The sequence below is a fragment of the Posidoniimonas corsicana genome, from assembly GCF_007859765.1.
Lineage (GTDB): Bacteria > Planctomycetota > Planctomycetia > Pirellulales > Lacipirellulaceae > Posidoniimonas > Posidoniimonas corsicana.
This window is the reverse complement of record NZ_SIHJ01000003.1, coordinates 130343-153957: the sequence shown is the minus strand read 5'-3', so window position 1 is coordinate 153957 and position 23615 is coordinate 130343. Positions and strand designations below refer to the sequence as shown.

Genomic DNA, 23615 nt, shown 5'->3' with positions numbered 1-23615 from the left:
AATCAGACGCGGTCCACCGCACACTGGACACCCGTCCGGGGAGCGAAAAGAAATCGACTACAAACGCAGAAGATGATTGACCCGGGATGGCCGCAAGGTTACTTTTCACGATGCTGGAAGGTTATGGAAACGAAGTCTCTGGCCTGAGCGCAGCTCGCCGGTCGGCCCGCCGAATTCACTTCTAGCGCAACTCACGTTTTGCCTGGTTGGCGCGCGTAGCACGGCGCACCTACCCGTTTTTGTTTTGTTGTGCGTGTTTTTGGAGAGTGGCGAAGTGTCGCAGGGGACGATTAAGAAGTTGACGGACAAGGGCTTTGGCTTCATCCAGGGAGAGCGGGGAGACATCTTCTTCCACCTTTCTTCTTGCGATGGGTGCCAATTCGACGACCTCCGCGAGGGTCAGCTTGTCGAGTACACCGAGGGCCAAGGCCCGAAGGGTCCGCGGGCTGAGAATGTCCGCCTTGTTGAAGGCTGATTGAGAGAGGCGAGTCGCTGGGCCCCTGCCGGATCGCTCCTCTTCGGCCCGCGCCGCCGCCGACAAATCAGTGAGAAACCCACAAGCCGCCCTCCCACGCGGGGGGCGGCTTCTTTTCTGCGCGGGCCCCGGCTTTCCGTCGGCGAACGCATCCCGGCGGCGAAAGTTGAATTGCGCCCGCGCACCACTTATTCTGCAGAGCTCCTGACGGCCACTGGCCGCCGCAAACCATCCGCGCCGCTCGTCCTGGAGGGTCGCGCATGTCCCAAGGGAAACCAACCCATGAAGCTCCTCGCTAGCGCCGTCCTGCTGACCGGGCTGCTGTGCGCCGCCAACGCGCCCGCCGCCGAAGAGAAAGAAGACGGCTGGCACTCGCTGTTCAACGGCAAGGACCTGTCCGGCTGGAAGATCTCCGAGAACCCCGACACGTTCTCAGTTAAGGACGGCAAGATCATCATCAAGGGCCCCCGCGCCCACGCGTTCTACGCGGGCAAGGTGAACAACGCCGACTTCAAGGACTTCCACTGGAAGTGCGAGATCCTCACCAAGCCCAACGCCAACAGCGGCATGTACTTCCACACCGAGTACCAGGAAGAGGGCTGGCCCAACAAGGGCTACGAGGTGCAGGTGAACCAGACCCACGGCGACCCCCGCAAGACCGGCGGCCTGTACGCGGTGAAGGACGTCATGGACAAGTCGCCGGTGAAGGACAACGAGTGGTACACCCAGGAGGTGATCGTTAAGGGCAAGCACGTGGTGGTGAAGGTCAACGGCAAGGTGACCTGCGACTACACCGAGCCCGACGACCACAAGGCGCCGGACGACCGTTCGGGCCGCAAGATCTCGCACGGCACCATCGCCCTGCAGGGGCACGACCCCGGCAGCGAGATCCACTACCGCAAGGTGCTGATCAAGCCGCTCGACTAGGCTTGCGCTTCTGTCATCTCCCAGCCCCCCGGACCTGTCCGGGGGGCTGTTTTGTTTGCCCAGCGAACAACCCACGTGAACCAGGCCGCCGACCCCACGCACTCCGACGCCCAGCGGTTGGCCATCAACGCCGCCTGGCTGGCCAAGCTCCGCTGGGTCGCGGTCGCCGGGCAGCTGGCCACCATCCTGATTGTCGCCGGCCCGCTGGGCGTGGCGATCCCGTTCTGGCCGCTGCTCACCATGGCGGGCGTTACGGCCGGCACCAACGCGGCGTTCGCCGTGTGGATCCGGCGCCGCGCCACCGCCGAGGTGGTCCGCCCCTACGAGTGGCACGCGCTCCTGGGTGGGCTGATGGTGCTCGACCTGTTCGTGCTAACGGTCATGCTCGAGCTGACCGGCGGGCCGACCAACCCGTTCGCCATCTTCTACTTCGTCAACCTGGCGCTGGCGGGCATCCTGCTGCCCGCCCGCTGGGCGTGGCTGCTGGTCGGCATGGCCACGGCCGCCTTCGCCACGATCTCGTACACGCACACGCCGATCGAGGAGCTCCGCCACGCGAACCGCCTGATGAGCTTCCGCGAGCTGGGCGCCATCCCGATCGTCGGCGGCGGCACGCTGATCGCCTTCGCCGCGTGCGGCTCGGTGATCGTGTCGTTCACCACGTGGCTCACCCGCGAGCTCCGCCGCAACCAGGAGGCCCGCTCCCGCGCCGAGGAGCTGCGCGCCCGGAGCGAGAAGCTCGAGGCGCTCGGCACCCTGGCGGCCGGCGCCGCGCACGAGCTGGCCACGCCGCTCTCCACGATCGCCGTCGTGGCCAAGGAGCTGGAGCACGAGCTGAACGAGCTGGACGTCTCCGCGGAGGTCGCGACCGACATCAAGCTGATCCGCAGCGAGCTGGACCGCTGCCGCGCGATCCTCGACCGCATGTCCACCGCGTCGGGCCGCGCCGCCGGCGAGGCGCCGGAAACCTTCACCGCTGGGGAGCTGCTCCAGGAAGTCGTTGACGAGCTCACCGAGCCGGTGCTGATCGACATCGACTACGCCAACGGCGCCGAGCAAGCCCGCGTGATGGCGCCCCGCACCGCGCTGTCGCAGGCGCTGCGGGCGTTGGTGCAGAACGCGCTCGACTCCCGCCCGGGCGGCGAGGTCGAGATCGAGGTGTACGCGCACGGCACGCTCGGCATCGCCATCCGCGACAGCGGCCCCGGCATGCCGCCGGAGGTGCTGGCCCGCGCCGGCGAGCCGTTCTTCACCACCAAGGACCCCGGCAAGGGCATGGGCCTGGGCCTGTTCCTCGCCCGCAGCGTGGTGGAGCGTGTCGGCGGCGGCATGGTGATCGACTCCGAAGCGGGGCACGGCACGGTGGTGGAGGTGAAGCTGCCGCTTAGCAACGCGTCCCCCACGGCGGCGCCAGCGTAGCGCGGTCCGGCGTTCTTGGCGAGTCACGTTTGCAATGCGGCGCGCCCGGTGTGACAATGCACCGTGCACGCTCATCGCAAATCGAGGATCAACCGTGACCGCATCACGCCTGATGCTAGCGCCCGTGACGCTGCTCCTGTGCTGCCCGGCAGAGGCGGGCATGGTCTACCGCCTGAACGAGTCGCCCTACTTTGAAGGATCCTCGTTCGGGTTTTCGGGCACGGTCACTACCGACGGCTCCCTTGGTCTGCAGACATCCGTCAGTTTCATTGAATCGTGGTCCATCACGGTTAGGACTCCCTCGGCGGTCGACGGCGTTGGGGAGGAGACACTCACCCCGGCCAACTCGACAGTGTCGCTTGCCCTCAACGGCGACCCGGGACTAACCTTGTCGGCGCAATCGATATCGATGCCAGTCAAGAGCTTCGGACTCCCGGCAACGCTGACCTGGTCGACCGCCAACGACGAGACCACGCTCAGCTTTTCCAACCGCTTCACGGACGCGCAGGGCATCGGCGCTGGAGAGTCGATCTACGACAGCTCCGAATCTGCTGGAATCGGTGTGGTGCTGCGCGACGCTCCGCTTGCATCAGCTGTTCCCGAACCCGCCGCAGCGTGGCTAATCGCTTCGGTGGCGTTTTGCGGCCGCGTTCAACGGCGCGGGCGCCAAATGAGTCGCATGTCGATGTTCCCCCCGTCGACACCATAGTCTGTCTACAATGGGCGCCTCTCGCCGCCGAGCCCCCCGGAGCCCCACCCCATGGGACGCCTCACCCTCAACGAACAGGTCGCCGCGCCGCCCGACGTGGTGTTCGCCGTCGCTTCGGACCTGCCGCGGGCGGCGGAGCACATCAGCGGGATCGAGCGGATCGAGATGCTCACGCCCGGCCCGGTCGGCGTGGGCACGCGGTGGAAGGAGACCCGCACCATGTTCGGCCGCTCGGCGACCGAGGAGCTCGAGGTCGCGGCGTTCGACCCGCCCCACGGCTACACGATCGCCAGCGAGTCCTGCGGCGCCGCGTTCGAATGCCGCTTCTCGTTCCAACCCAGCGACGGCGGGACCCTTGTCACGCTCGACCTCGAGTACCGACCGGTTTCCATGTTCGCCAAGCTGATGTCGCCGCTCAGCGGCATGATGATCGGCTCGGCCGAGAAGGCGATGCGGCAGGACCTGGCCGACCTGAAGCAGGCCGCCGAATCGCGGGCCGGCTGACCCCTCAACCCTCCTGGCAGCATGCGTTCTCTCTCCGTCATCCTGATCGCCCTCGCGCTCGTGGGCCCCGCCGCGGCGTCGGACGCGCTGCGCGGCGCGGTCGACACGCCGGTCGACGTGACGCTCGGCTCCGGCGTGTGCTACGAGGGCGCCACGCTGCTGCGCGTGGTTGGCGATGGCGACGACGTCAGCAAGGTGCGGCTCCGGCTCGCGGCCGGGCGGCTGCGCACGATCGACCTGGCCGACATCCGCCAGATCGCCAGCGACGGCGCGGCCCTCTACGTGAACCCCGGCATGGCGGACGCCGGCGCGGACGAGCAGCCGACCCCCGACCGCAAGCGCACCCGCGAGGAGCGCCGCGCCGCCGCCCAGGAGGCCGACGCGAAGCAGGCCGCCGCGGCGCGGCGGAAGTGGCTCGCCAAGCTGGCCGCCAACAACGTCCGCGCCTGGCCCGAGGTGTCCGAAGCCGAGCACGAGGCCGCCATCGCCCGCTACAAACAGACCGGCGCCGAGGCCCAGCGGCTGCTCCCCGCGCTCCGGCTGTACGAGACCGGCCGGTTCCTCTTCTACTCCAACATCCCGCCGGACGAGGTCGCCCCGTTCATCAAGCGGCTCGACCAGATGCACGACTGGATGACCGACACCTACAACCTGCCCCGCGGCGAGCGGGTGTGGCTGGGCAAGGCGCCGGTCTACGCGTTCCTGCAGCAGGAGCAGTTCGCCGCGTTCGAGCGGCGGTTCTTCCAGCACGACCCGCAGCCCGGCACGTACGGCCTGTGCCACCAGTCGTCCAGCGGCGAGGTCGCGATCACCTGCTACCGCGGCCAGGAGCCGCACGAGTTCGCCGCCATGCTGGTGCACGAGACCAGCCACGGGTTCATCCACCGCTACAAGACCATGCAGCCGCTCCCGAGCTGGGTCAACGAGGGCATGGCCGACTACATCGGCGCGCTGATGGTCCCGCAGAGCCAGTCGGTCAAGCGGCGGGAGGAGCGGCTGCTGGCGCGGCTCAAGCAGGACCCCACGATCCGGCGGTCGTTCTTCGGCCCGGGCGCGATCGAGTTCGACGACTACGGCGTGGCGTCCAGCCTGGCGCGGTTCATGATCCAGACCAACCCGGACGCGTACGTGGGATTTATCGAGGGGATGAAGGCCGGCCTCGACTGGGAGGCGTCGCTCCACGAGTCGTACCAGGCCGAGCCGGCGCAGCTGGTCAACGCGTACGCGCGGTGGCTCGGCGTGGGGCAGCTGCGGGTGCAGTAGTGTGGGGGAGCCGCGGCGCAGCATGATGAATCGGAACTCCGTGCCTTTTTTGAAGCTGCGAGGATCGCGTCGCTCCGTTTTACCTCCACCTCCACGGAACACTTGCTCGCCGACTAGGGCTTCGCAACCGGAATCGGCTCTTGGCCGGTAGAGCACCACATGCAACTACGTATAGCGGATGATGCATACCGTGTTTGCTTGACAAGGCACCTAGAACTACACTACGGAGAGGCCTGTGGGCGCGGCTCGACCGACTCACGCTAGCAGCTAAACTGCCTCCAAACGATTGAGAATCGTGGCAAATAGCTCCGCGGAAACCACACGGCTACTGCTTTCGATGTCGCCCCACTCCAGGGACAGACTACTTAGCCCTGATCGATCCCACTAGTTTGATGGGTTGAATGTTTCGCAACCGTCGCCGGATTCCCCATACCAAACTCCGCCTCTCTCGTGGTTGCAAACTCCAGTTTGAGCGGCTGGAGAGTCGGCAGGTACTGGCGTCGTTCGTCGTGACAAACGTATTGGACGGGCCAGTCACAGCGGCGGGGGAACTGCCGGGCAGCTTGCGCCAAGCGATCTTTGACGCGAATGCGTCGTCAGGCCCTGATGAGATCACATTCGACGAATCGCTCGCCGGCGCTCGCATCAGACTTGACGGCGCCGAGCTAGAAGTCACCGAAGGGCTAACGATCGACGCGTCAAAGCTCGATGACAAGCCCGTAGTTGATGCGCAGTTCTCGTCTCGGATACTCAACTACAAGGCAACATCAGGCGACCTATTTCTCGACAGCCTTGAACTTGTTAATGGGGCGACGTCTGGCGATAGCGTCCTAGGAAGCGGGGCAGACGCCGAGTTCGCAGGGGGTGCGATTCGATTCGCTTCGGATGGAACGTTGAGATTGACTCATAGTGTCCTGGTCGGCAATCACACCCTGGGAGGAAATTCCGGTGGCGGCGCCGTTTTCGCGCCGATGGGCAATGTGCACCTGTCTGAATCTACTCTTAGTGGGAACTACACGACATCTTATCGCTCGAGTGGCGGTGCGATCCTTACATTCAGTGGCGACATCTCTATTCAAAGTAGCGAGATTAGTTCCAATCACGTCGATGGACACCGTTTCGCGTCTGGCGGTGCCGTCGCCACAGAAACTGGCGATGTGGTTATTAGTGGAAGCAGCATCATCGATAACTATACGTCAGCCACTCAGTATGGAGTTGGCGGCGGTGTGTTCTGCCGCACCGGTCACGTATTGATTACAGACAGTAACGTTAGCGGCAACTACACAACCGGAGAAGCGATTAATGGAGGTGGGGTAGCCACGGGATCCGGCTCGATTGAGATCGCCGGTAGCACGATATCAGGCAACTACACCCTCGGTAGTGGCAGTCGAGGTGGTGCGATATTCACAGAGACGGGAGCTGTCACTATCGCCGATAGCGATCTCGCAAACAACTCTACCGAAGGCAGGTCAGCTCACGGAGGCGCCATCTTTTGCCAGGATGGGGACGTCGTGATCTCGGGTAGCGTGGTCGAACTGAACCATACGAAAGGAGATCTCGCCACTGGCGGCGCAGTGTCCACATGGAATGGCTCCATTTACTTGGATCGAAGCGAGTTCTATGGGAACTCAACTGAGGGGCGCGAGGCGACCGGTGGTGCGATTGGTATGCGGAGAGGACGAGTTCAGATTAGCGGCCAAAGCACTCTACACGCGAACTTCACGAAAGGCTGGCGTTCGTCAGGCGGTGCGATCTTCGTCGATCTAGGGGGTGAACTTCAGGTCGACGGCAGCGATATGGAGGGAAACTACACTGAGGGTGAGATGGCGTACGGAGGAGCAGTTGCGTTAGATGGCGGATCAGCTGCCCTGGTCAACAGCGGTATCGATGGAAACTACACAAGAGGTGCAGGTGCTTGGGGAGGGGCCGTATCGCTGTTATTCGCAACGCTAGACATAGTCGGCAGCATGGTTCGCGGCAACTATACCGAAGGAACGGGATCACCCGGCGGTGGAGTATACAACAAACAGGACGACGTGACCGTTTCTGGTAGTTCTCTGATCGGTAACTTTACTCTTGGCGACGAATCAGGTGGGGGAGGCATTGGATCGCACTCCGGCGATGTGTTTGTGACCAGATCGACGCTACACGGAAACCATACTAGAGGGCACAGGTCCCCTGGCGGAGGGGTGCTGATTGATAGCGGTGCACTTGACGCGACGGCGAGCACCCTGAGTAGCAACTACACGCTTGGGGAGGGCGCATTCGGTGGCGCCGCAGCAGCACACTCTGGCAGCGTTCGGCTGAAGGCCAGCACCGTGAGCAGCAACTCTACTCATGGGGTGGGTGCATCGGGCGGTGGGGCGTTTACTGAAACAGGCGCTATGATTGTCCGAGAAAGCACAGTGACGGGCAACACGTCGGGCGGCGCAGATGCAATGGGCGGTGGTCTCCATGTTGCTGGGACGCGCTTTCTTTCTGGCGTTACGATCGAGAACTCCATCGTTGCTGGAAACCGTGCCGCAAACGCCAGCCTGTCGCACGACTTCTTCAACGGCGTGCTCAATGATCGACGTTATCGGGTGCAGTTTAGTCTGATAGGCGACTCAACTGGGTCCGACATCGACTCCGTGCCTGGGACTGGTAATATCCTTGACGTCGATGCCATGCTCGCGCCATTGGCTAACAACGGTGGCCACACGCAAACTCACGCGCTGCTACCAGGCAGCCTAGCGATTGACGCGGCTGGTCCCGCGTACCCTGCAACAGACTTTGATCAACGTCTGGGGCCATTCGCCCGAATCGCGGGGGATCGAATGGACATGGGAGCCTATGAATCCCAAGCAACGCCCGACACCGCGCCCGGTGATTATAACCGTGACGGGACTGTTGATGCAGCAGATTACTCGGTGTGGCGCGATTCGCTGGGATCGGTTACACCTCACCCACTCGCTGGCGCAGATGGGGACGGCGACGGGCTAGTCACTGCGGAGGACTACCTAGTGTGGCGAAGCCACTACGGATTCGAGTTCGCCGTCCCTCAGTCGCCCACAGATGTTCGTCGTTCAGAGAACCCAGCATTGGGACTAGCGGCGCTCGATGCCAGCTTCGCAACGCTGATCCCTCAATCGCGAGAAGACGGAAGTGATCACGGTTCGATTCCAGTCATCGACGATCCGAGTCCAGGCGTACAGCATGTCTCTTCACTTCTGCTGTTGCTCGACGCGAAGCCGCCGGTCGTCTGTCAATCGCCAACGGCAGCGATAAAGGATTCGTTTGTCGTGCTCGACAACCGCAGAGTAACGGATCGCCCTGATGAACTGCCGCAGTTGATCGAATCCGTCACTTTGAACCCGTTTGAGTCCGACTAGGGATGCAAGTGGCGGAGGTCTTGCATGGCGCCTTATCGCTGGATTCATTAGTAGAGACTACGATCCCCCGTTAAAGTCGACGAGGAATATCGGTTCTCCTATCTGCGTTCGATGCAGCTTAGCCGGGGTATACTGGGGTGGCTAGTTCAGAGCGCTCGGGGCGCGAGTCTCACACGCCGGTCTCGTGAACTCACTCTCGGAAACCGGTGGCAGCGTACATCGACGATTCCCGATTCTCTTGCGACGCATAGGATTTGAGTTTGCTGACGCGACGCTGGCCCGAACTTAGGGCGGCTTCTGTCACGCCGACCGGAGCGAGCAATCCGGCGACTTTCTCGTAGAAACCGGCCACCCAGCGCGGTCTAATGTGAAGGACGCGTGGGGTGCGCCGGTGGCTCGGCGGGCCGCTGGGGTCGGGGCCTGCCGTGCCGGCGCCCGGCGCCAGCCGCGGCGGCGACTTTTGTCCCTATCGCGCGCAACGAGGGACAAAAGTCGCGGTCGCCGCTAACCCAGGAAAACGCTAAACACTGCTATACAAGCGTAGAACGAGCCCGCGGGCTCGCGGTGGGAGCCGACTTTTGTCCCTAAAATTCGATAGCGCCAGAAGGGACAAAAGTCGCCGCCCCAATCCCTGCTGACGCCGCTCCGCGCAGACAACCTGGACCCGCTCGACCATGGCCGAACCGATCTCGTTCTCCGACAGCACGATCGCCCGGATCGCCGACGCCAAGCTGCAGGCGGCGATCGAGGAGGGCCAGTTCGACAACCTGCCCGGCCTCGGCAAGCCGCTGCCGCTGATCGACGAGCCGTACGACCCCGGCTGGTGGGTCCGCCGCAAGCTGAAGCGGGAGGAGCTGGCGATGCGGCTCACGCCGGACTGAATCCGGGCGAACCTTGCGGCCGGTTGGCGTGTCCTTCGGCGATGCGGGCGGCTGCCCGTTGGGGGGAACGCTAATACTCGCTAGTTGGCTTGGTAGCTTGATTAGCGTCTATTAGTGCTCCCGCTAGGAACGTTCCCTCGGTGGCCCTCTCTCCTTCCTGCCGTTTCCTCGACTCCGGCCCGTGCTGTTGATTTGAGGTAAGCTCGAGGGCTTCCGCCCTCGGCTGTGGTTTGTGTCGTCGATCATTTCCCTTTCCCCTAATCGCGCCTTGCAACACGCCGATCTCCCAACCTCTGCTAGCTGGTGGTCCCGCCCGGGCGGGGGGCGCGAGGTGCTGAACGTGTCGGCGCCGCTGGTGGTGTCGGCGCTGTCGTGGACGGTGATGACGTTTGTCGACCGGGTGCTGCTGAAGGGCGTGAGCGGCGAGGCGATGGCCGCGGCGTTCAGCGCGTCGACGCTGTGGTTCACCGCGCTGTGCCTGCCGCTGGGCATCTGCATGTACGCCAGCACGTTTGTGTCGCAGTACTTCGGCGCCGGCCAGCCGGAGCGGATCGGCCCGTCGGTGTGGCAGGGCGCGTGGCTTGCCGTGCTGGCCTGCCCGCTGTTGCTGATGACTATCCCGCTGGCCGAGCCCGCGTTTGCCGCGGCGGCCCACGGGGACGAGACCATGCGGCTGGAGGTGATCTACTTCCAGGTGCTGATGTGGGGCGCGCCGGCGATGCTGCTGGCGCAGGCGTTCAGCTCGTTCTACAGCGGCCGCGGCCGCACGCGGGTGGTGATGCTGGTGGACGCGGTGTTCGCGGCGGTGAACCTGCTGCTGGACTACGCGTGGATCTACGGCCACTGGGGCTTCCCCGAGATGGGCATCGCCGGCGCGGGCTGGGCGACGGTGGTCTCGCTGTGGCTGAAGGCCGCCACCTACCTGGTGCTGCTGATGCTGCCGGAGAACCGCGCGCGGTTCGCCACGCTGTCCGGCATGCGGCTGGATGGGCCGCTGTTCAAGCGGATGCTCTACTTCGGCGGGCCGAGCGGCTACCAGCTGGCGCTGGACGTCACGGGGTTCACGATCTTCATCATGCTGGTCGGGCGGCTGGGACCGGTTGAGGCCGAGGCCACCAGCATGGCGTTCAGCATCAGCACGCTGGCGTTCATGCCGATCTGGGGCCTGGCGATGGGCGCGGGCATCCTGGTGGGCCAGCACCTGGGCGAGGACCGCGACGGCGTGGCCGCGCGCGCAACCTGGACCAGCCTGCACGTGGCGCTGGCGTACATGTCGGTGATCTCCGTGACCTACCTGCTGGCGCCCGACGTGTTCCTGACCTGGTTCTTCCGGGGCGAGAACTCGCCGGAGAACAGCCCCGAGGTGTACGCCATGGCCGTGACGCTGCTGCGGTTCGTGGCCGCGTACAACCTGCTGGACGCCACGCTGATGGTGTTTGTCAGCGCGATCAAGGGCGCGGGCGACACGCAGTTTGTGCTGTGGGTCAGCCTGGTGATGGCCACGCTGCTGGCGGCCGCTAGCTGGCTGGCGGTCACCCAACTGGGCGTGGGCGTGTACGGCTGCTGGGCGCTGATCACCGGCTGGATCTGGATCCTGGGCGTGATCTTCCTGCTCCGCTTCCTGCAGGGGAAGTGGCGGCAGATGCGCGTGATCGAGAAGTCGCCGCCCGACCTGGTGGACGGGGAGCTGGAGCCGTCGGTCGCGTAACGCCGCGTCGATGCTAGCACTCCCGCAGCCGAGCCGAAATAGACAGCCGCGTCCCGATGCTCTATGGTCGCCGCCCTTGGACCGGCGGACGCCCGCCGGCAGACTCCTCCCGGGCGACGCGTCATGGACTATCGAGAGCTCTACAACCAGTACTGGCAGCGGGACGACCGACGGGGCGAGCACTCGTTCCAGAGCGTGCTCGGCGTGGCGGACGAGATCATCGCCTGCGTCGGGGTCGGGTCGGTGCTGGACGTCGGCTGCGGCAACGGCCACCTGGTGCGGCGGCTCAACACCCTGGGCTGCCAGGCCGAGGGCGTCGACGTGTCGGACGTGGCGGTGGAGGTCGCCAACGCGGCGAGCCCGGGCCTGTTCTCGGTGGCGGACATCAAGCATCTGCCGTTCGAAGACAACTCGTTCGACTGCGTGGTGAGCACCGACTGCTTCGAGCACCTCGAAGAACAGGACGTGCCGGCCGCGCTGGCCGAGCTCCGCCGCGTGTCGCGCGGGTCGGTCTACCTGCGGATCGCGCTGACCGAGGACCGCGACAGCAAGTGGCACCTGACCATCCAGAACCGCGAGTGGTGGGAGACCCGCTGCTTCGAGGCCGGCTTCCGCAAGCACCCACGGTACTTCCTCGCCAGCCCGTTCGGCGCGTTGGACAGCCAGCTGGACAACTGCGCGATCCTGCTCGAGAAGATCCCCAACGACGCCAACCGGCGGTTCCCGCTCGAGCAGCTCCTTGAGGAGCGCCAGCTGCACACCGACATGAGCCGCGAGGCGGGCCGGCGGTCCGACGCGCACAACATGCGCTACGCCGAGGCCGCCCGCGCCATCCGGCCCGGCGACCGCGTGCTGGACGTGGCGTGCGGGCTGGGGTACGGCTCGACGATCATGACGCACAACTCGCGGTGCGCAAGCTACCTGGGCATCGACAACAGCGCGTTCGCCATCAACTACGCGCGGGCGTCGTTCGAGGACCAGGCCGGAGCGGTCCGCTTCCAGCAGGGCTCGCTGCCCGAGTGCCTGGAGCAGTTCCCCGACGCCTCGTTCGACTTCATCGCCAGCTTCGAGACCCTCGAGCACCTGCAGCAGAACACGCGCTTCCTGGACGAGTGCCGCCGCGTGCTCACGCCGGCCGGTCGGCTGTGCATCAGCGTGCCGAACGACTGGACCGAGGAGGACGGGCTCGACCCCAACCCGCACCACTTCCACGTGTACGACTGGCCGCGGCTGCTGGAGCAGCTCGACCAGGCCGGCTTCGCTACCGAGAAGACCATGGCCGAGACCGTCAGCCGCCGCAAGGAGGCCGGCGCCTGGGCGGACCACGGGTACGAGTGGCAGAACCACCCCGTCGAGCAGGCCGACCAGCACCCCAGCGAGTGGTGCGTCGCGCTAGTGATGAAGAGCCCGTTCGACAACCACCAAGCGGCTTCTTACGAGAACCCCGGCTTCCCCGAAGCCGCCGGCGCGGACCCGTCGCACGTGATGGGCTTCGCCACCCAGTACGACAACCCCTGGCTTGTCCCCTGCATCATCTCGCGCGGGCTGCGAACCGAGCGCGCCGCGCTCCGCGAGTCGCTCGCCGAGCAGGTGCTCCTGCAGCCCGCCGGCAAGGGCGCCGACCGGGCCGCGGCGGCCTGTGTGCAGGCGTACGCGCTGCTCGACCGCGAGGCGGCTTGGGCCGAGGTGGAAGCGGTCCTGGCGGCCGCCGAGCCGCACCTGACCCACCGCAACTGGGAAGCCGCCCGGCCGATCGACGTTCGGTGGGCGGTGTCGCTACGCTACGCGTCTGCGCTGCTGTGCCTGCACGGCGGCCGCCGCGACGACGCCAAGCACCACCTGGAAGAGTGCGCCGCCCTCCCCTTTCTGCGCTACTCACCGCTGCTGGCCACCAAGTCGGTCGGCGCCGCGGTGCTCCGCGCCACGCTGGCAATGGCCGACCGCGACCCCGCCGCCATCGAAACCTGGCTGGCCCGCGGCCTGGCGCTCGCCGAGCAGGCGATCTGCACCGACTGGCGGGCTTCGCTGGGCGACCCTGCCCACCAGCCGCTGCCCGCCTTCCGCGAGATGGCCGAGGTGATGGAGCTGGCCGCGCAGTGCTCGGCCGGGCTATCGCTGCTGCGGGTTGGCGGGCCGGGCGTGGTGTTCTGCGAGCAGTTCCGCGCCAGCAAGACCGCCGACATCCGCCGCCTGACCGACGAGAACGCCCGCCTGGTGGAAGAGCTCGGCCGCAAGTCCGACGCCGTCGCCTGGCACCAGGAGCAGCTCCGCATCTGGTACGACGCGGCCCACTTCTGGATGGACCAATCAAAGCACCACGAGCAGCGGGCCAACGCGCTCGACCCCGCGTCGCCCGGCGCCCCGCGGCCGAAGGGGCCATTCGGCAAGCTCGGCCGCAGCGTGAGCAAGCGGGTGAACAAGCTCCGGGGGAAGCTCAAGGCGGCCATGTTCTGAGGCGGCCGCGTCACGGGTCGCCGAAGTTTGTGAAGGCAGTCGGTGGGCCGTGTTAGCTTCTCGCGAAGAAGCAGGGTATTCGCTGTGAAGGCGGTAGTGCGGGCGGGGATCGGCTCTACGATCTCGGTTTTGATCACGGCCTGCCCGCCGCCCCTCCCGGCCTCCCCCCACCATGCCCCCCTGCTCCGCTCGCGCGTTCCACAGGAAGTGGATCCTGGCGGCGCTGCTGCTCGGTATCGCCGCGCGGTGGTGCGAAGCCGTCGAGTCGTTCACGGTTGTCGCGCTGCCCGACACGCAGAACTACGTCAACAGCTCGTCGAACGCGCCGCTGTTCACCCAGCAGACGGAGTGGATCGCCGACCAGGTGCAGTCGGCCGGCAACCCGCGGAACATCCAGTTTGTCACCCACTTGGGCGACGTGGTGAGCAGCGGCGACGACCTCACGCAGCTCGCCCGCGCCGACCATTCGCTCGACGTGCTGGACGGCGTGCTGCCGTACTCGGTGCTGCCGGGCAACCACGACTACGCCGACACCAGCGACAAGGCCTCCGGGTTTGACGACTACCTCGACTACTTCGGCCCGCAGCGGTTCGCCGGGCGGTCGTGGTTCGGCGGCGCCGACACCAGCGGCGCCAACAGCTACCAACACTTTAGCGCCGGCGGGCATGAGTTCCTCCACCTGGCGCTGGAGTGGCGGCCCACCATCAACCTGCCCGGCCGGGCGGTGTCGCCGCTGGCGTGGGCCCAGTCCGTGCTGAACGCCCACCCTGACACGCCGGTCATCCTCAGCACGCACGAGCACATCGACGACAGCCCCGCCGGCCGCAGCCCGTCCGGCCAGGACCTGTGGGACGAGCTGATCCGCTTCAACGACCAGGTGTTCATGGTGCTGGGCGGCCACTACCACAGCGTCGGCGGCCAGGACGACGGCGAGTACCACCAGGTCAGCCTCAACGACGCCGGCCGGCCGGTGATCGAGGTGCTGCAGGACTACCAGGACTACCCCAACGGCGGCGACGGCTGGCTGCGGCTGATCAACTTCGACCTGCCCAACAACGCCATCGAGTTCGAAACCTACTCCCCCACGCTCGACCAGTTCCAGACCGAAACGGTCGAGCAGGTCGGTCAGCACGCCAGCCGGTTCACGCTGCCGATCGACTTCGCCGACCGGCTCTCCCCGGTGTCGATCGAGCGCCCGGCGCCCCCCCGACCGGCCGACCTGGTCCTCCAGAACGGCCTGAACGGCTACCTCGGCGCGCACGACAAGGAGCTCCGCTCCAGCGGCGGCGACAGCCTCAACGGCGGCGACCACGCCATCAGCGTCGACGGCGACGACGGCCCCGGCACGGCGCCCAACCAGGCGCTCATCCGCTTCGACGACCTCGCCCAACACCTGCCGGCCGACCTGCGGGTCGACCGCGCCGAGCTGGTGCTCCAGGTGTTCAATGAGGGCTCTGGCTTCACCGTTCACCAGCTGCTCACCCCCTGGACCGAACGCTCCACGTGGGCCGACCTCGGCGACGGCGTGCAGCCCGACGGCGTCGAAGCCGCCGCCGAGCCGCTCGCCGCGTTCGGCGCCGACAACGACGGCGCCAACGTCGGCGCCGGGCCGCTGACAATCGACGTCACCCAGAGCGTCCGCGCTGTGCAGGACGGCTCGCTCGACAACCTCGGCTGGGCTCTGCTGCCGCTGGCCAACGGAACCAACGGCGTCGACTTCTACTCCAGCGAGTTCAGCGAACCTACCTTCCGCCCGATGCTCCAGCTCTACCTCTCGCTGCCCGGCGACTTCAACGCCGACGGCGTCGTCGACGCGGCCGACTTCACCGTGTGGCGGGACAACCTGCAGCAGGTCGGCGAGTCGATGCCGGCCGACGCCGATGGCGACGGCGCCGTCGGCCACTCCGACTACCTCATCTGGCGGGCGAACTTCGGCCGCTCGCTCACCGGCGTGTCGTTGGCCGCCCAATCGTTGCCAGCCCAGCCGACGCCCGCCCCGACGCCCGCCGCCGCGGTGCTGATGGCCGCCGCCGCGCTCGGCGTCCTGACCCGGCGGCGCCGGTCGCCGACTTTTGTCCACTAAACGCCAAAACGCATCCATAGGGACAAAAGTCCCCGCCGCAGGCCGGCCTACTGTTTCGTAACGTGTTTCTAGAAAACACGTTACGGCCTCGCTCGGCCCGTAGGACGCGCGAGTTTTGTCCGATTCGGGCCGTAAAGGGGAAACAAAAATCCTCCGGCAAGCCGGCAAGAAATTCACCTAACTTATTTCCTGAAAACGGTTTACCACGATCGACCCGACCTGGCCCGCGACACTTCTGTCCGGGACAGAATGGCCAATAGGGACAAAACTCTCGCTCTCTAGAGCCTGGCCCGGCAGGGCCGGTGCGTACCGCGGATCGGCGCCCAACCTCCTATTGGAGCACGCCGGGTGGCCGGTTTCAGCAACATACCGGGATGGTTCTCGGGGCGGCAGACGGGCCCGCCCGCGGCGCTCTATAATCGCCTGCTCGTGCCGCCCTGTGCTCCGCACACTGTGCTCTGACCTGTTCGCAACGAGGAACCCGCCGCGTGTCTGAATTCGCCAACGCCACCATCGTCCGTGAAGCCAACATCTACTTCGACGGCAAGGTGACCAGCCGCACCGTGCTGCTGGAGGACGGCACAAAGAAGACCCTCGGCGTGATGCAGGCGGGCGACTACGAATTCAACACCGACGCCAAGGAGCTGATGGAGGTGCTGGCGGGCGAGATGACGGTGCTGCTGCCCGGCGAGGACGACTGGCAGACCTACGCCGCGGGCCAGAGCTACTACGTCCCGGCCAACAGCAGCTTCAAGCTGAAGATCGACAAGATCGCCGACTACTGCTGCAGCTACCTGTAGGCGGCCAGCTCACGCCATCTCTGCGTCCTGTACGGTGGCGGTTCACTAGGTGAGATTCTACCGCGAACCTGCACCGGACGATGCAGCTGGTACGAGTTTGAGCACCTTCTGAATCGCTGAGGTCAGGTCCACCGAAGCGAGGTCTGCAGAGTTCAACTTCGCGGAAGTTGGTCCAACCGCTGGGCTATATCAATCCGCTAGAAGGCGGAGGAGGGTGCTCACCGTGCCACTTGGGCCCTCTGATCAATAACGAACTACAGGCCCGCACCGCCCCAACGATGTCCGAGAGTGGCGGATTATCGCAGATTAAGGGAGTAAATCACTTCGGCGAGCGCCTCGGAACCAACCTCTACCCACGCTGAAACTGGTGGGCCAGCAAGACTACCAATCCTATCTGAAGCGCAAAGCCGGCCAAACCAGCAAGCCACCATAGCGGTTCGCCCTCCAACGCCATCCAGTACGCTTTGCTCGCCAGAAACGGCGGGAACAGACCGAAGAGCCACTGCGCGGGTCCGGGGACAAACCAGCCGAAGAGAATCGTCAAGCCGCCAATCCCGGCGAACTTGGCCACTGCGAACGCTTCAATTTTATTATCGGAGTAGGTTGCCAAGAACAAGGCGATGATCGGCGAGGTCGGCGAAGCGCACAGCGCTAGCAGAACGAGCTTCCCAAGGGGCAAGACTGCCTGATTGATGATTAGCACCATCATGGTGCACGTTACGAATCCCAATGCGGTGGGGAGTAGCAGCCGGCAGAGGGCGTAGCGCTTCATCGAGGTTGGCGTCACCTCGATGGCTATGAGCGTCCGCTGGTCTTTTTCTTCAACCAGCAGAAACCCGAAGATTACGCCGACCAATTGTGCGCCGTTGAAGAATCCGAAGTATGTCACCAGCATCGGAAAAATGTCGCTGAGCCTTGTGTCTAGCGAAAGGTTGGGCAGGACGCCTCGCAAGGCCAGCTGCTGGTCGATCATGGGCAGCAAGTGGCGGCTGACGACGGCAATCACCACGCCCAAGGCCATCATGGGAGCTAGCGTTTGATCCCTGAGAATCTGCTTGAGATCATGCCATGCTAGATGCTTGATGAGGGAGGTTGTCGTCATCGCTACCCCGCCATTCGCGAACGATGGGTCCGAAAGGCGACGTTCGCCCACCAGGCCAACACGGCGATGATCACGGCGGAGTAACCTGCAGCGTAGAGCAGTTGCCCGGCAGTCAGGGGAGCGAAACCTCCACGGATCAGCATCGCTGTCGGGCTCGTAGGGATACAGAGAAGCAGTGGCGATGAGGTGAGGTGGATGAAGTAGAAGATGGGCAACTGGAGAACGACGGCGACTCCCGCCATCGGCATCAAGAACTCGTTGAGCGATCGGAAACGCACAACCAGAATGACCCCGGCAAGAACGTAAACGACTCCTAGTGCGGCCACGCCAATGAGAAACAGAAGCACGTTGGGCATCGGTACGCCGCCCCAAAAAGCCCGTCCTACTAGGGCGCCCCCGAGCATCACCACCGACTCCAACGTCGAGAGCAGGGTCAGCGAGAGTACTTTCGCTATCAAGTACTCGTGGGTCTGCAAGGGGGTAACCGAATTGGCAGTAAGTGTGCGTTCGTCCCGCTCAAAGAGGATCATGGCGCCGACGTACATCAACGTCGATCCGCCCACAACCGCCAGGCAGACTGCGGGGGCGGCTTCCGCCATCCGGCTCATGGGCGCCAACCATGCCAACAGCACCGCTCCCAGCGCGCCGACCCCGACGCCGATGGCGTAGAGCCTGTTCCTCCACTGATTCAGGATATCGATGCGCAGGGCGGCGACTAGGCGTTTCATCGGGATAACTCCCTGCCCGTAACGTCAACAAAGACCTGTTCCAGGGTCGTTTCCTGCGAATGGATGGTCTCGATGCGGGCAGTCGACTTGAGCAGATCCAGAAAGGCCTGGTTATGACCAATCCCATCGAGCGCGAACTCCTGTTCCGCCTCTTGTTGGCTACCGTCCAAGTAGGAGACTTTAAGGGACCGGCGGCCGTATTGGCGCTTCAACGCCTCGGGCTCGTCGATGGTGCTGATCCTACCTTCGGCAATGAAAGCCAATCGATCACACAACTGATCCGCCACGGTCATGTCATGGGTGGAGAGCAGGACTGTCGTTCCGCGCTGGCGTAAGTCGAGAATCAGTTGCTTGATGACCCGCGCAGTTACCGGGTCCAGTCCGCCTGTGGGCTCGTCTAAGAACAGCATCTGAGGTTGATGGATAACGCTGCGGGCAAAGTTCAACCGCGTCTTCATTCCTTTGCTGAACTCGGCGACGCGTCGGTCGATGTCCTCCTCTAAGCCGACCCACCCCAGGACTTCCTCAGGCGTGTGAGTCGGCTGCGTGTATAGGGACCGGAAGTAATTCAGGTTCTCGCGGGCCGTCAGCCTCAGGTAGTGGTTGGGGAGTTCAAAGCAAACGCCGATGTTCTCATAGAGCCTGCTGTCAGAATCTCGGAGCTCTTGGCCCAACACTTTGACCGAACCAGAGTAGCTCTTGAGGAGGCCGATCAGGATGTTCAGCGTCGTCGACTTGCCAGCGCCAGATGGTCCCAGAAGACCAAAGACCTCCTGCTCAAGAACCTCGAAGTCTAGATCAAACAGCGTAGGTGACTCTGCGCCACGATAGCTGAATCCAAGATTGTCGACTTCGATCATCTGAAGGTCTCGCGAACGCACTCATCACTAGAACTATTGAGCCGCCCGGGTAGTCTAGCAAAGATAGAAATCGCGCAGAATCGCAGCACTTGAAGCACAGATCAACATAGCCTTCGGGTTCGTTGAAACATGCGCACGCCGCTTGTTGCCTTATGCGCTGAAATCGCCAAGCAAGACGAGCTTCTCACCAATTCCATTGAGAACGCATGGCGACTTCTCTCGGCAGACTGAAGGAAACTCGCAAACTCATCAATGGGTGGCGTTCTTCTCCCAAAGATAGGTCGCCACCAACTCGCTGAGGTTGCATCGACTTCGGCGGGTTCGATCCCGGCAATCCCGCCGCGGTGTCCATCACCTCTGCCAGTTTGAGCCGAAGCCATTCCCCCACCGGCGTGCAACTCCTACCCGACGTAGCAAGCTAGCGTAGCCGCACCTATCAAGAGTGGTACGGTCCGTCCTTGCCGGCTGCCGGCTCAACCCGATGGCGGGGTTGCAGCGCAGACTTAACCGGGCGTCGTGCTCACGCGCATTAGCGGGTGAGCACGATTCTTGTCGCATCGCCGGCAAGCACTTCTACGCCCTGTCGTGTGTAGGCGTGGCATCCCCGCTCGGGCGGTGCTAGCGGCGCGAAGGCGGCTCGGGTTGGTGAATACCGAACAACCGGGTAACGTGGGCCGCGTTACAACTCTCCGTCCCTCTTGGAGACGAAGCATGATCCGTTCGGGCGCCAAGCTTTCTATGTTCGTCGTTATAGCCGTCGCGGCAGGCGGGGGAGTGGCGACCTCAGAGACGCCCACGAGTCCGCAGACTAGACAAGAGATTACTACCAGGCTCTACGAAGCATCTGACTTGCCTGTCTGGCGCCAGACCGGCAACGGCGAGGTAGTGTTCGACGCTTCTCTGCTGGTCGCTCACATCCAGTCCACCGTGTCTCCCAAGACGTGGAGCGAAGAGTGCATTATCAGGGAGTATGAGAAGAACGCTTCGCTGATCGTCAGCCAAACCAGGGACAACCACAACCGGGTTGCGAAGCTGCTGGATTCTCTCCGGCAGAAGGCGAAAGAGCGGACTGCGTCACCGCAATCGTCGCCGTGATCGGTTGTCACCGTCCGAGGGCAACCGCCAAGCCAGCCTGCTGTGCGAAGCGGGCGGAGTTACGCACTGCCGATCAGACCTCGGTTCACCTTCGGCGTACGAAGCCCGTGACTGCCGACAGCGCCGCGGCGGCTAGCAGCCCCGCGGTTGGCTCCGGCGCCGGGCTTGCCGACGGCGCGGCGCCGCCCGCCGACAACGCGTCGCGCCACACGGTGTAGTCGGCGGCGTCGACAACGCCGTCGCCGTTGCCGTCGGCGCCCAGGCCCGCGGCATGGCCGAGGCCGAACGCCCGGCGCCACGCGGCGTAGTCGCCCTGGTCGATCGTGCCATCGCCGTTGTAGTCGCCGGGGACCTGCGGCGTGACCGGCGACAGCGTGAAGCCCACCACGGTGTTGCCGCTGTAGGGGTCGCTGCCCGAGCCGTTGTCGACCACGCCGACCAGCTGCCACGAGCCGTCCGCCAGCTGCGGGCCGAGGGCGAGGCCCTCCAGGTTCTGCCCGGCCGCGCCGACGCTGCCGGACCACAGCAGCCGCTTGCCGACCGGCGTGTAGGTCTGGCCGCTGAGGCCGTCGGCCAGCGCGCCCTGGCTGATGTCCGTGGCGCCGGCGAGGTCCAGCTCGTAGATCCGCGACAGGTAGGCCGGGCTGGCGAGGCCGGCGAACGACCGCTCCAGCGCGATCAGCCGCCCGTCGGGCGCGACCAGCAGGTCGGACAGCCCGCTCTGGGACAGCAGGCCGTTGGCGTGGATCGGCTCCACCTGGTAGGCGTGCTGCGCGACCGGCGCGCCGCTCTCGATGTCGAGCCGCAGCAGGCGGACGGTCGACCCGCTGCTGGTCGACGCGGCGGGGCCATCGACGGTCAGCGCCTCCTCGTTGGCGGTCCACAGCGTCGGGCCCTGCCGCGCGAGCGACTCGAAGCCGCGGTTGCCCCGCTGGCTGGCGAACACGGCGGGGATGCTGAGGGCCCGCACCACCGCGCCGGTCGCACGGTCGACCTCTCGCACACCGGGCGAGTTCTCTTCCGAAAGGAAGAAGGTTGCGTCGTTGGCGCCGGCCGCGATGCCCTCGTAGTCCATGGCCGCCGTCAGCGGGTAGACCGCGGCCGCCGCGGCCTGCGTGAGCACGCCGCCCTCGAACGTCACGTCGACGCCCAGCACGCGACCGCCCGAGTCCTGCACCACGTCGAACCGCGCGCCGCCAACGTGCGTGACGCCGCTCATCTCCGCGAACGTGACGCCGGGGAAGTCGCCGCCGTCGAGCGTCACGGCGCCCGCGGGGCTGACCGCCCACTCCGCCCGGGCGGGCGCGGCGGCGAGCGCGGCGATCAGCAGCACGGAGAAACCGATCCGAATCACGGCCGCGCTACCTTGGGATTAGGAGATAACTGATACGCAGGCACGGGCCCCGCAAGGCTTGATTGTAGTTGGTGAGCCGATGGCGGCGCGCCAATCAACGGCCGCAGACCACGGAAAACACCGGGCGGAAGCGGGGCGGGCGCCAGGGGTGGAGAATCGCCGCCCTCAGATTTTTCTAGACTTTTGCGGCTCCAGCGGCAACAATACGGCCCTTGTCGCAGGATGGCCGCACCCGTCACTTCAACTCTTCTCAAGCCATTGCGGGCCGGGCACGGCTGGATCGCAGCCTCGGCCCGGCTGGGCGCCCGGGAACTATGCCTAGAAGCCAGCCGAATTCGTTGGGGCTCAAGGGGTTCACCCTCGTCGAGCTGCTTGTCGTGATCGCGATCATCGGCGTCCTGATCGCGCTGCTTCTGCCGGCGGTTCAGGCCGCCCGGGAGGCCGCGAGACGGTCGCAGTGCTCGAACAACCTGAAGCAGATTGGGCTGGCCGCGCTCAACCATGAATCGACCGCCGGCGCGCTGCCCGCGGGCAGCGTCACAGAGAACGGCGACATCGCGGGCCCCTACCTCACAACCTGGACGCTGACCCTGTTGCCGTACCTTGAGGAGGGCGCGCTGCACGACCAGTGGAAGGGCATCGAGAACCCGTCCCGGTCGAGAGGGGCGCCCACGCCGTTGCCGATCTCAGGCGGCGTTGCCCAGCAGGCGCAGGCGTTCAAGCCAATCCGGGAGAAGATCGTTGGCGCCTACCTCTGCCCCAGCGACATCGACACCAACTCCCTCAAACGGCCCGAGTCGGGCCCGGCCGCGGACGTTGCGGTGGAGTGGGCGCCCGGCTCCTACCGGGCGATGTCTGGGCACTCGCTGGGCCAGAACGGCGACCACTACTGGGACAACCCGCTTGCTGCTCAGGCCGGGCACGCGCGTTCGATGGCCAAGGAGTGGCGGGGGGCGATGCACACCGTCGCCACCGACCCGCCCGATAACTACCGCAAGTTTAAAGCCGTTGAGCTGCGGCAGATCACCGACGGGCTGTCGCACACGTCCCTGGTCGGTGAGTACCACACGCTGACCTACCAAGAGCACGACTTCACCCGCCGGACGCTGTGGGCGTACGCCTACACCTCGTACAACCAGTCGAGCGCGTTCCCGGAAAGCCGGACGCTGATCCCGGACTACGAGCGGTGCATCGACATTGGCGGCGGCGGCGCCCACACCTGCAAGCGGGGCTGGGGCAGCCTGCACGCCGGCGGGGTCATCCAGTTCGTGTTCTGCGACGGGTCCGTCCATTCGGTCAGCCAGGCCGTGGACCTGGATATCTACACAGCCACCGCCACTATTCAGAACGAAGAGACCAGGACCCTTCCCGAATGAATTCTCCGCGCATGGGTTCAGAGCATACACGGGAGGGTTGGAACCTGGCGGGTCGCCTGCCGGGGTGCGTCCTGGCGGCCGCTGTGTTGGCGTCGTTCGTCGGTTGTGGTGACGGCGGCCCCCAGTTGGCGCCGATCAGCGGCGTGGTGACACTCGATGGCGAGCCGCTTGCGAACGCGGTCATCAACTTCCAGCCCGTGGCGTCAGCGTCCGGCGCCAACCCAGGCGTGGGCTCCTCGGCGCGCACCGACAGCGAGGGGCGATTCGTGCTCGAGACCATCGACGGCAAGCCCGGCGCCGTGGTCGGGCCGCACAAGGTGAAGATCTTCTCCTACAGCCCCGAGTCGCCCGTAGTCTCGGACGTGGACACCGAGCCAACCGTCGAGCGGGTTCCGGAAGAGTACAACTACCGCTCGAAGCTGATCTTCGAGGTCCCCGCGGGGGGCGACCCGGATGCCCGGTTTGATCTTACAACCTGACCCGCGCCGCTGTGATCCGCAGGCGTG

General features: G+C 65.2%; 19 protein-coding genes. 15 read left to right on the top strand and 4 right to left on the bottom strand.

The features are described from left to right. The first annotated feature begins 253 nt into the window (after positions 1 to 253). The 12 genes from KOR34_RS20020 (at position 254) to ppnP (ending at position 16594) form a co-directional block, all read left to right on the top strand. Complete coding sequence (locus KOR34_RS20020) at positions 254 to 475, top strand: cold-shock protein (RefSeq protein ID WP_315852869.1); 222 nt, start codon at positions 254 to 256, stop codon at positions 473 to 475. Positions 476 to 757: 282 nt separating this feature from the next. Continuing rightward, positions 758 to 1402 (top strand): 3-keto-disaccharide hydrolase, encoded by a 645-nt coding sequence (locus KOR34_RS20015; RefSeq protein WP_146567542.1) that lies wholly within the window; start codon positions 758 to 760, stop codon positions 1400 to 1402. Between the two features lie 75 nt (positions 1403 to 1477). Then, a complete protein-coding gene (locus KOR34_RS20010; protein WP_146567541.1) occupies positions 1478 to 2821 on the top strand; it encodes an ATP-binding protein in 1344 nt (447 codons plus the stop codon). A gap of 124 nt (positions 2822 to 2945) precedes the next feature. After that, the gene (locus tag KOR34_RS20005; protein WP_146567539.1) at positions 2946 to 3530 is read left to right on the top strand and encodes a hypothetical protein; all 585 of its coding nucleotides are present in this window, start codon (positions 2946 to 2948) and stop codon (positions 3528 to 3530) included. Between the two features lie 51 nt (positions 3531 to 3581). Next, a complete protein-coding gene (locus KOR34_RS20000) occupies positions 3582 to 4034 on the top strand; it encodes an SRPBCC family protein (protein ID WP_146567537.1) in 453 nt (150 codons plus the stop codon). A 21-nt stretch (positions 4035 to 4055) separates the two neighbouring features. Next, positions 4056 to 5297, top strand: a complete 1242-nt coding sequence (locus tag KOR34_RS19995; RefSeq protein WP_146567535.1) for a hypothetical protein — start codon at positions 4056 to 4058, stop codon at positions 5295 to 5297. 401 nt (positions 5298 to 5698) lie between these two features. Next, positions 5699 to 8668 carry a choice-of-anchor Q domain-containing protein gene (locus KOR34_RS19990; protein ID WP_146567533.1) on the top strand — a complete coding sequence of 990 codons (2970 nt, stop codon included), beginning with the start codon at positions 5699 to 5701 and terminating at the stop codon, positions 8666 to 8668. 674 nt (positions 8669 to 9342) lie between these two features. Continuing rightward, a complete protein-coding gene (locus KOR34_RS19985) occupies positions 9343 to 9549 on the top strand; it encodes a DnaJ family domain-containing protein (protein WP_146567531.1) in 207 nt (68 codons plus the stop codon). Positions 9550 to 9817: 268 nt separating this feature from the next. Continuing rightward, positions 9818 to 11257, top strand: a complete 1440-nt coding sequence (locus KOR34_RS19980) for an MATE family efflux transporter (protein ID WP_146567529.1) — start codon at positions 9818 to 9820, stop codon at positions 11255 to 11257. A gap of 123 nt (positions 11258 to 11380) precedes the next feature. Beyond that, positions 11381 to 13711: a class I SAM-dependent methyltransferase gene (locus KOR34_RS19975; RefSeq protein ID WP_197531615.1), complete on the top strand. Its 2331-nt coding sequence runs from the start codon at positions 11381 to 11383 to the stop codon at positions 13709 to 13711. Positions 13712 to 13883: 172 nt separating this feature from the next. Then, entirely contained in the window at positions 13884 to 15794 is a 1911-nt protein-coding gene (locus KOR34_RS19970) for a DNRLRE domain-containing protein (protein ID WP_146567525.1), read from the top strand. 488 nt (positions 15795 to 16282) lie between these two features. After that, a complete protein-coding gene (ppnP, locus tag KOR34_RS19965) occupies positions 16283 to 16594 on the top strand; it encodes a pyrimidine/purine nucleoside phosphorylase (protein ID WP_146567523.1) in 312 nt (103 codons plus the stop codon). 349 nt (positions 16595 to 16943) lie between these two features. Here ppnP and KOR34_RS19960 read toward each other — a convergent pair whose 3' ends face one another. From KOR34_RS19960 to KOR34_RS19950, 3 genes are read right to left on the bottom strand one after another with little or no spacing between them, the layout of a single operon-like run. After that, positions 16944 to 17696 carry an ABC transporter permease gene (locus KOR34_RS19960; RefSeq protein WP_146567521.1) on the bottom strand — a complete coding sequence of 251 codons (753 nt, stop codon included), beginning with the start codon at positions 17694 to 17696 and terminating at the stop codon, positions 16944 to 16946. Positions 17697 to 17698: 2 nt separating this feature from the next. Continuing rightward, complete coding sequence (locus tag KOR34_RS19955) at positions 17699 to 18424, bottom strand: fluoroquinolone export ABC transporter permease subunit (RefSeq protein WP_146567519.1); 726 nt, start codon at positions 18422 to 18424, stop codon at positions 17699 to 17701. After that, positions 18421 to 19284, bottom strand: a complete 864-nt coding sequence (locus tag KOR34_RS19950) for an ABC transporter ATP-binding protein (RefSeq protein WP_146567517.1) — start codon at positions 19282 to 19284, stop codon at positions 18421 to 18423. The genes KOR34_RS19955 and KOR34_RS19950 overlap by 4 nt, the downstream gene beginning before the upstream one ends. Before the next feature lie 711 nt (positions 19285 to 19995). Between KOR34_RS19950 and KOR34_RS19945 the strand changes: the two genes are divergently transcribed. Then, a complete protein-coding gene (locus tag KOR34_RS19945) occupies positions 19996 to 20379 on the top strand; it encodes a hypothetical protein (protein WP_146567515.1) in 384 nt (127 codons plus the stop codon). A gap of 85 nt (positions 20380 to 20464) precedes the next feature. On the opposite strand, the gene KOR34_RS19940 is transcribed toward KOR34_RS19945, so the two are convergent. Next, positions 20465 to 21733: an esterase-like activity of phytase family protein gene (locus tag KOR34_RS19940; protein ID WP_146567513.1), complete on the bottom strand. Its 1269-nt coding sequence runs from the start codon at positions 21731 to 21733 to the stop codon at positions 20465 to 20467. A gap of 314 nt (positions 21734 to 22047) precedes the next feature. On the opposite strand from KOR34_RS19940, the gene KOR34_RS19935 reads away from it, so the two are divergent. Further along, entirely contained in the window at positions 22048 to 23109 is a 1062-nt protein-coding gene (locus KOR34_RS19935; RefSeq protein ID WP_146567511.1) for a DUF1559 domain-containing protein, read from the top strand. Further along, positions 23106 to 23588: a carboxypeptidase-like regulatory domain-containing protein gene (locus KOR34_RS19930; RefSeq protein ID WP_146567509.1), complete on the top strand. Its 483-nt coding sequence runs from the start codon at positions 23106 to 23108 to the stop codon at positions 23586 to 23588. The genes KOR34_RS19935 and KOR34_RS19930 overlap by 4 nt, the downstream gene beginning before the upstream one ends. The last annotated feature ends 27 nt before the right edge of the window (positions 23589 to 23615 follow it).

Coding starts and splice junctions, on each gene's coding strand:
- KOR34_RS19995 (WP_146567535.1), top strand. CDS start 4,056: ATGCGTTCTCTCTCCGTCATCCTGATCGCCCTCGCGCTCGTGGGCCCC.
- KOR34_RS19985 (WP_146567531.1), top strand. CDS start 9,343: ATGGCCGAACCGATCTCGTTCTCCGACAGCACGATCGCCCGGATCGCC.
- KOR34_RS20015 (WP_146567542.1), top strand. CDS start 758: ATGAAGCTCCTCGCTAGCGCCGTCCTGCTGACCGGGCTGCTGTGCGCC.
- KOR34_RS19970 (WP_146567525.1), top strand. CDS start 13,884: ATGCCCCCCTGCTCCGCTCGCGCGTTCCACAGGAAGTGGATCCTGGCG.
- KOR34_RS19955 (WP_146567519.1), bottom strand. CDS start 18,424: ATGAAACGCCTAGTCGCCGCCCTGCGCATCGATATCCTGAATCAGTGG.
- KOR34_RS19990 (WP_146567533.1), top strand. CDS start 5,699: ATGTTTCGCAACCGTCGCCGGATTCCCCATACCAAACTCCGCCTCTCT.
- KOR34_RS20000 (WP_146567537.1), top strand. CDS start 3,582: ATGGGACGCCTCACCCTCAACGAACAGGTCGCCGCGCCGCCCGACGTG.
- KOR34_RS19930 (WP_146567509.1), top strand. CDS start 23,106: ATGAATTCTCCGCGCATGGGTTCAGAGCATACACGGGAGGGTTGGAAC.
- KOR34_RS19975 (WP_197531615.1), top strand. CDS start 11,381: ATGGACTATCGAGAGCTCTACAACCAGTACTGGCAGCGGGACGACCGA.
- KOR34_RS19960 (WP_146567521.1), bottom strand. CDS start 17,696: ATGACGACAACCTCCCTCATCAAGCATCTAGCATGGCATGATCTCAAG.
- KOR34_RS19945 (WP_146567515.1), top strand. CDS start 19,996: ATGATCCGTTCGGGCGCCAAGCTTTCTATGTTCGTCGTTATAGCCGTC.
- KOR34_RS19950 (WP_146567517.1), bottom strand. CDS start 19,284: ATGATCGAAGTCGACAATCTTGGATTCAGCTATCGTGGCGCAGAGTCA.
- KOR34_RS19935 (WP_146567511.1), top strand. CDS start 22,048: ATGCCTAGAAGCCAGCCGAATTCGTTGGGGCTCAAGGGGTTCACCCTC.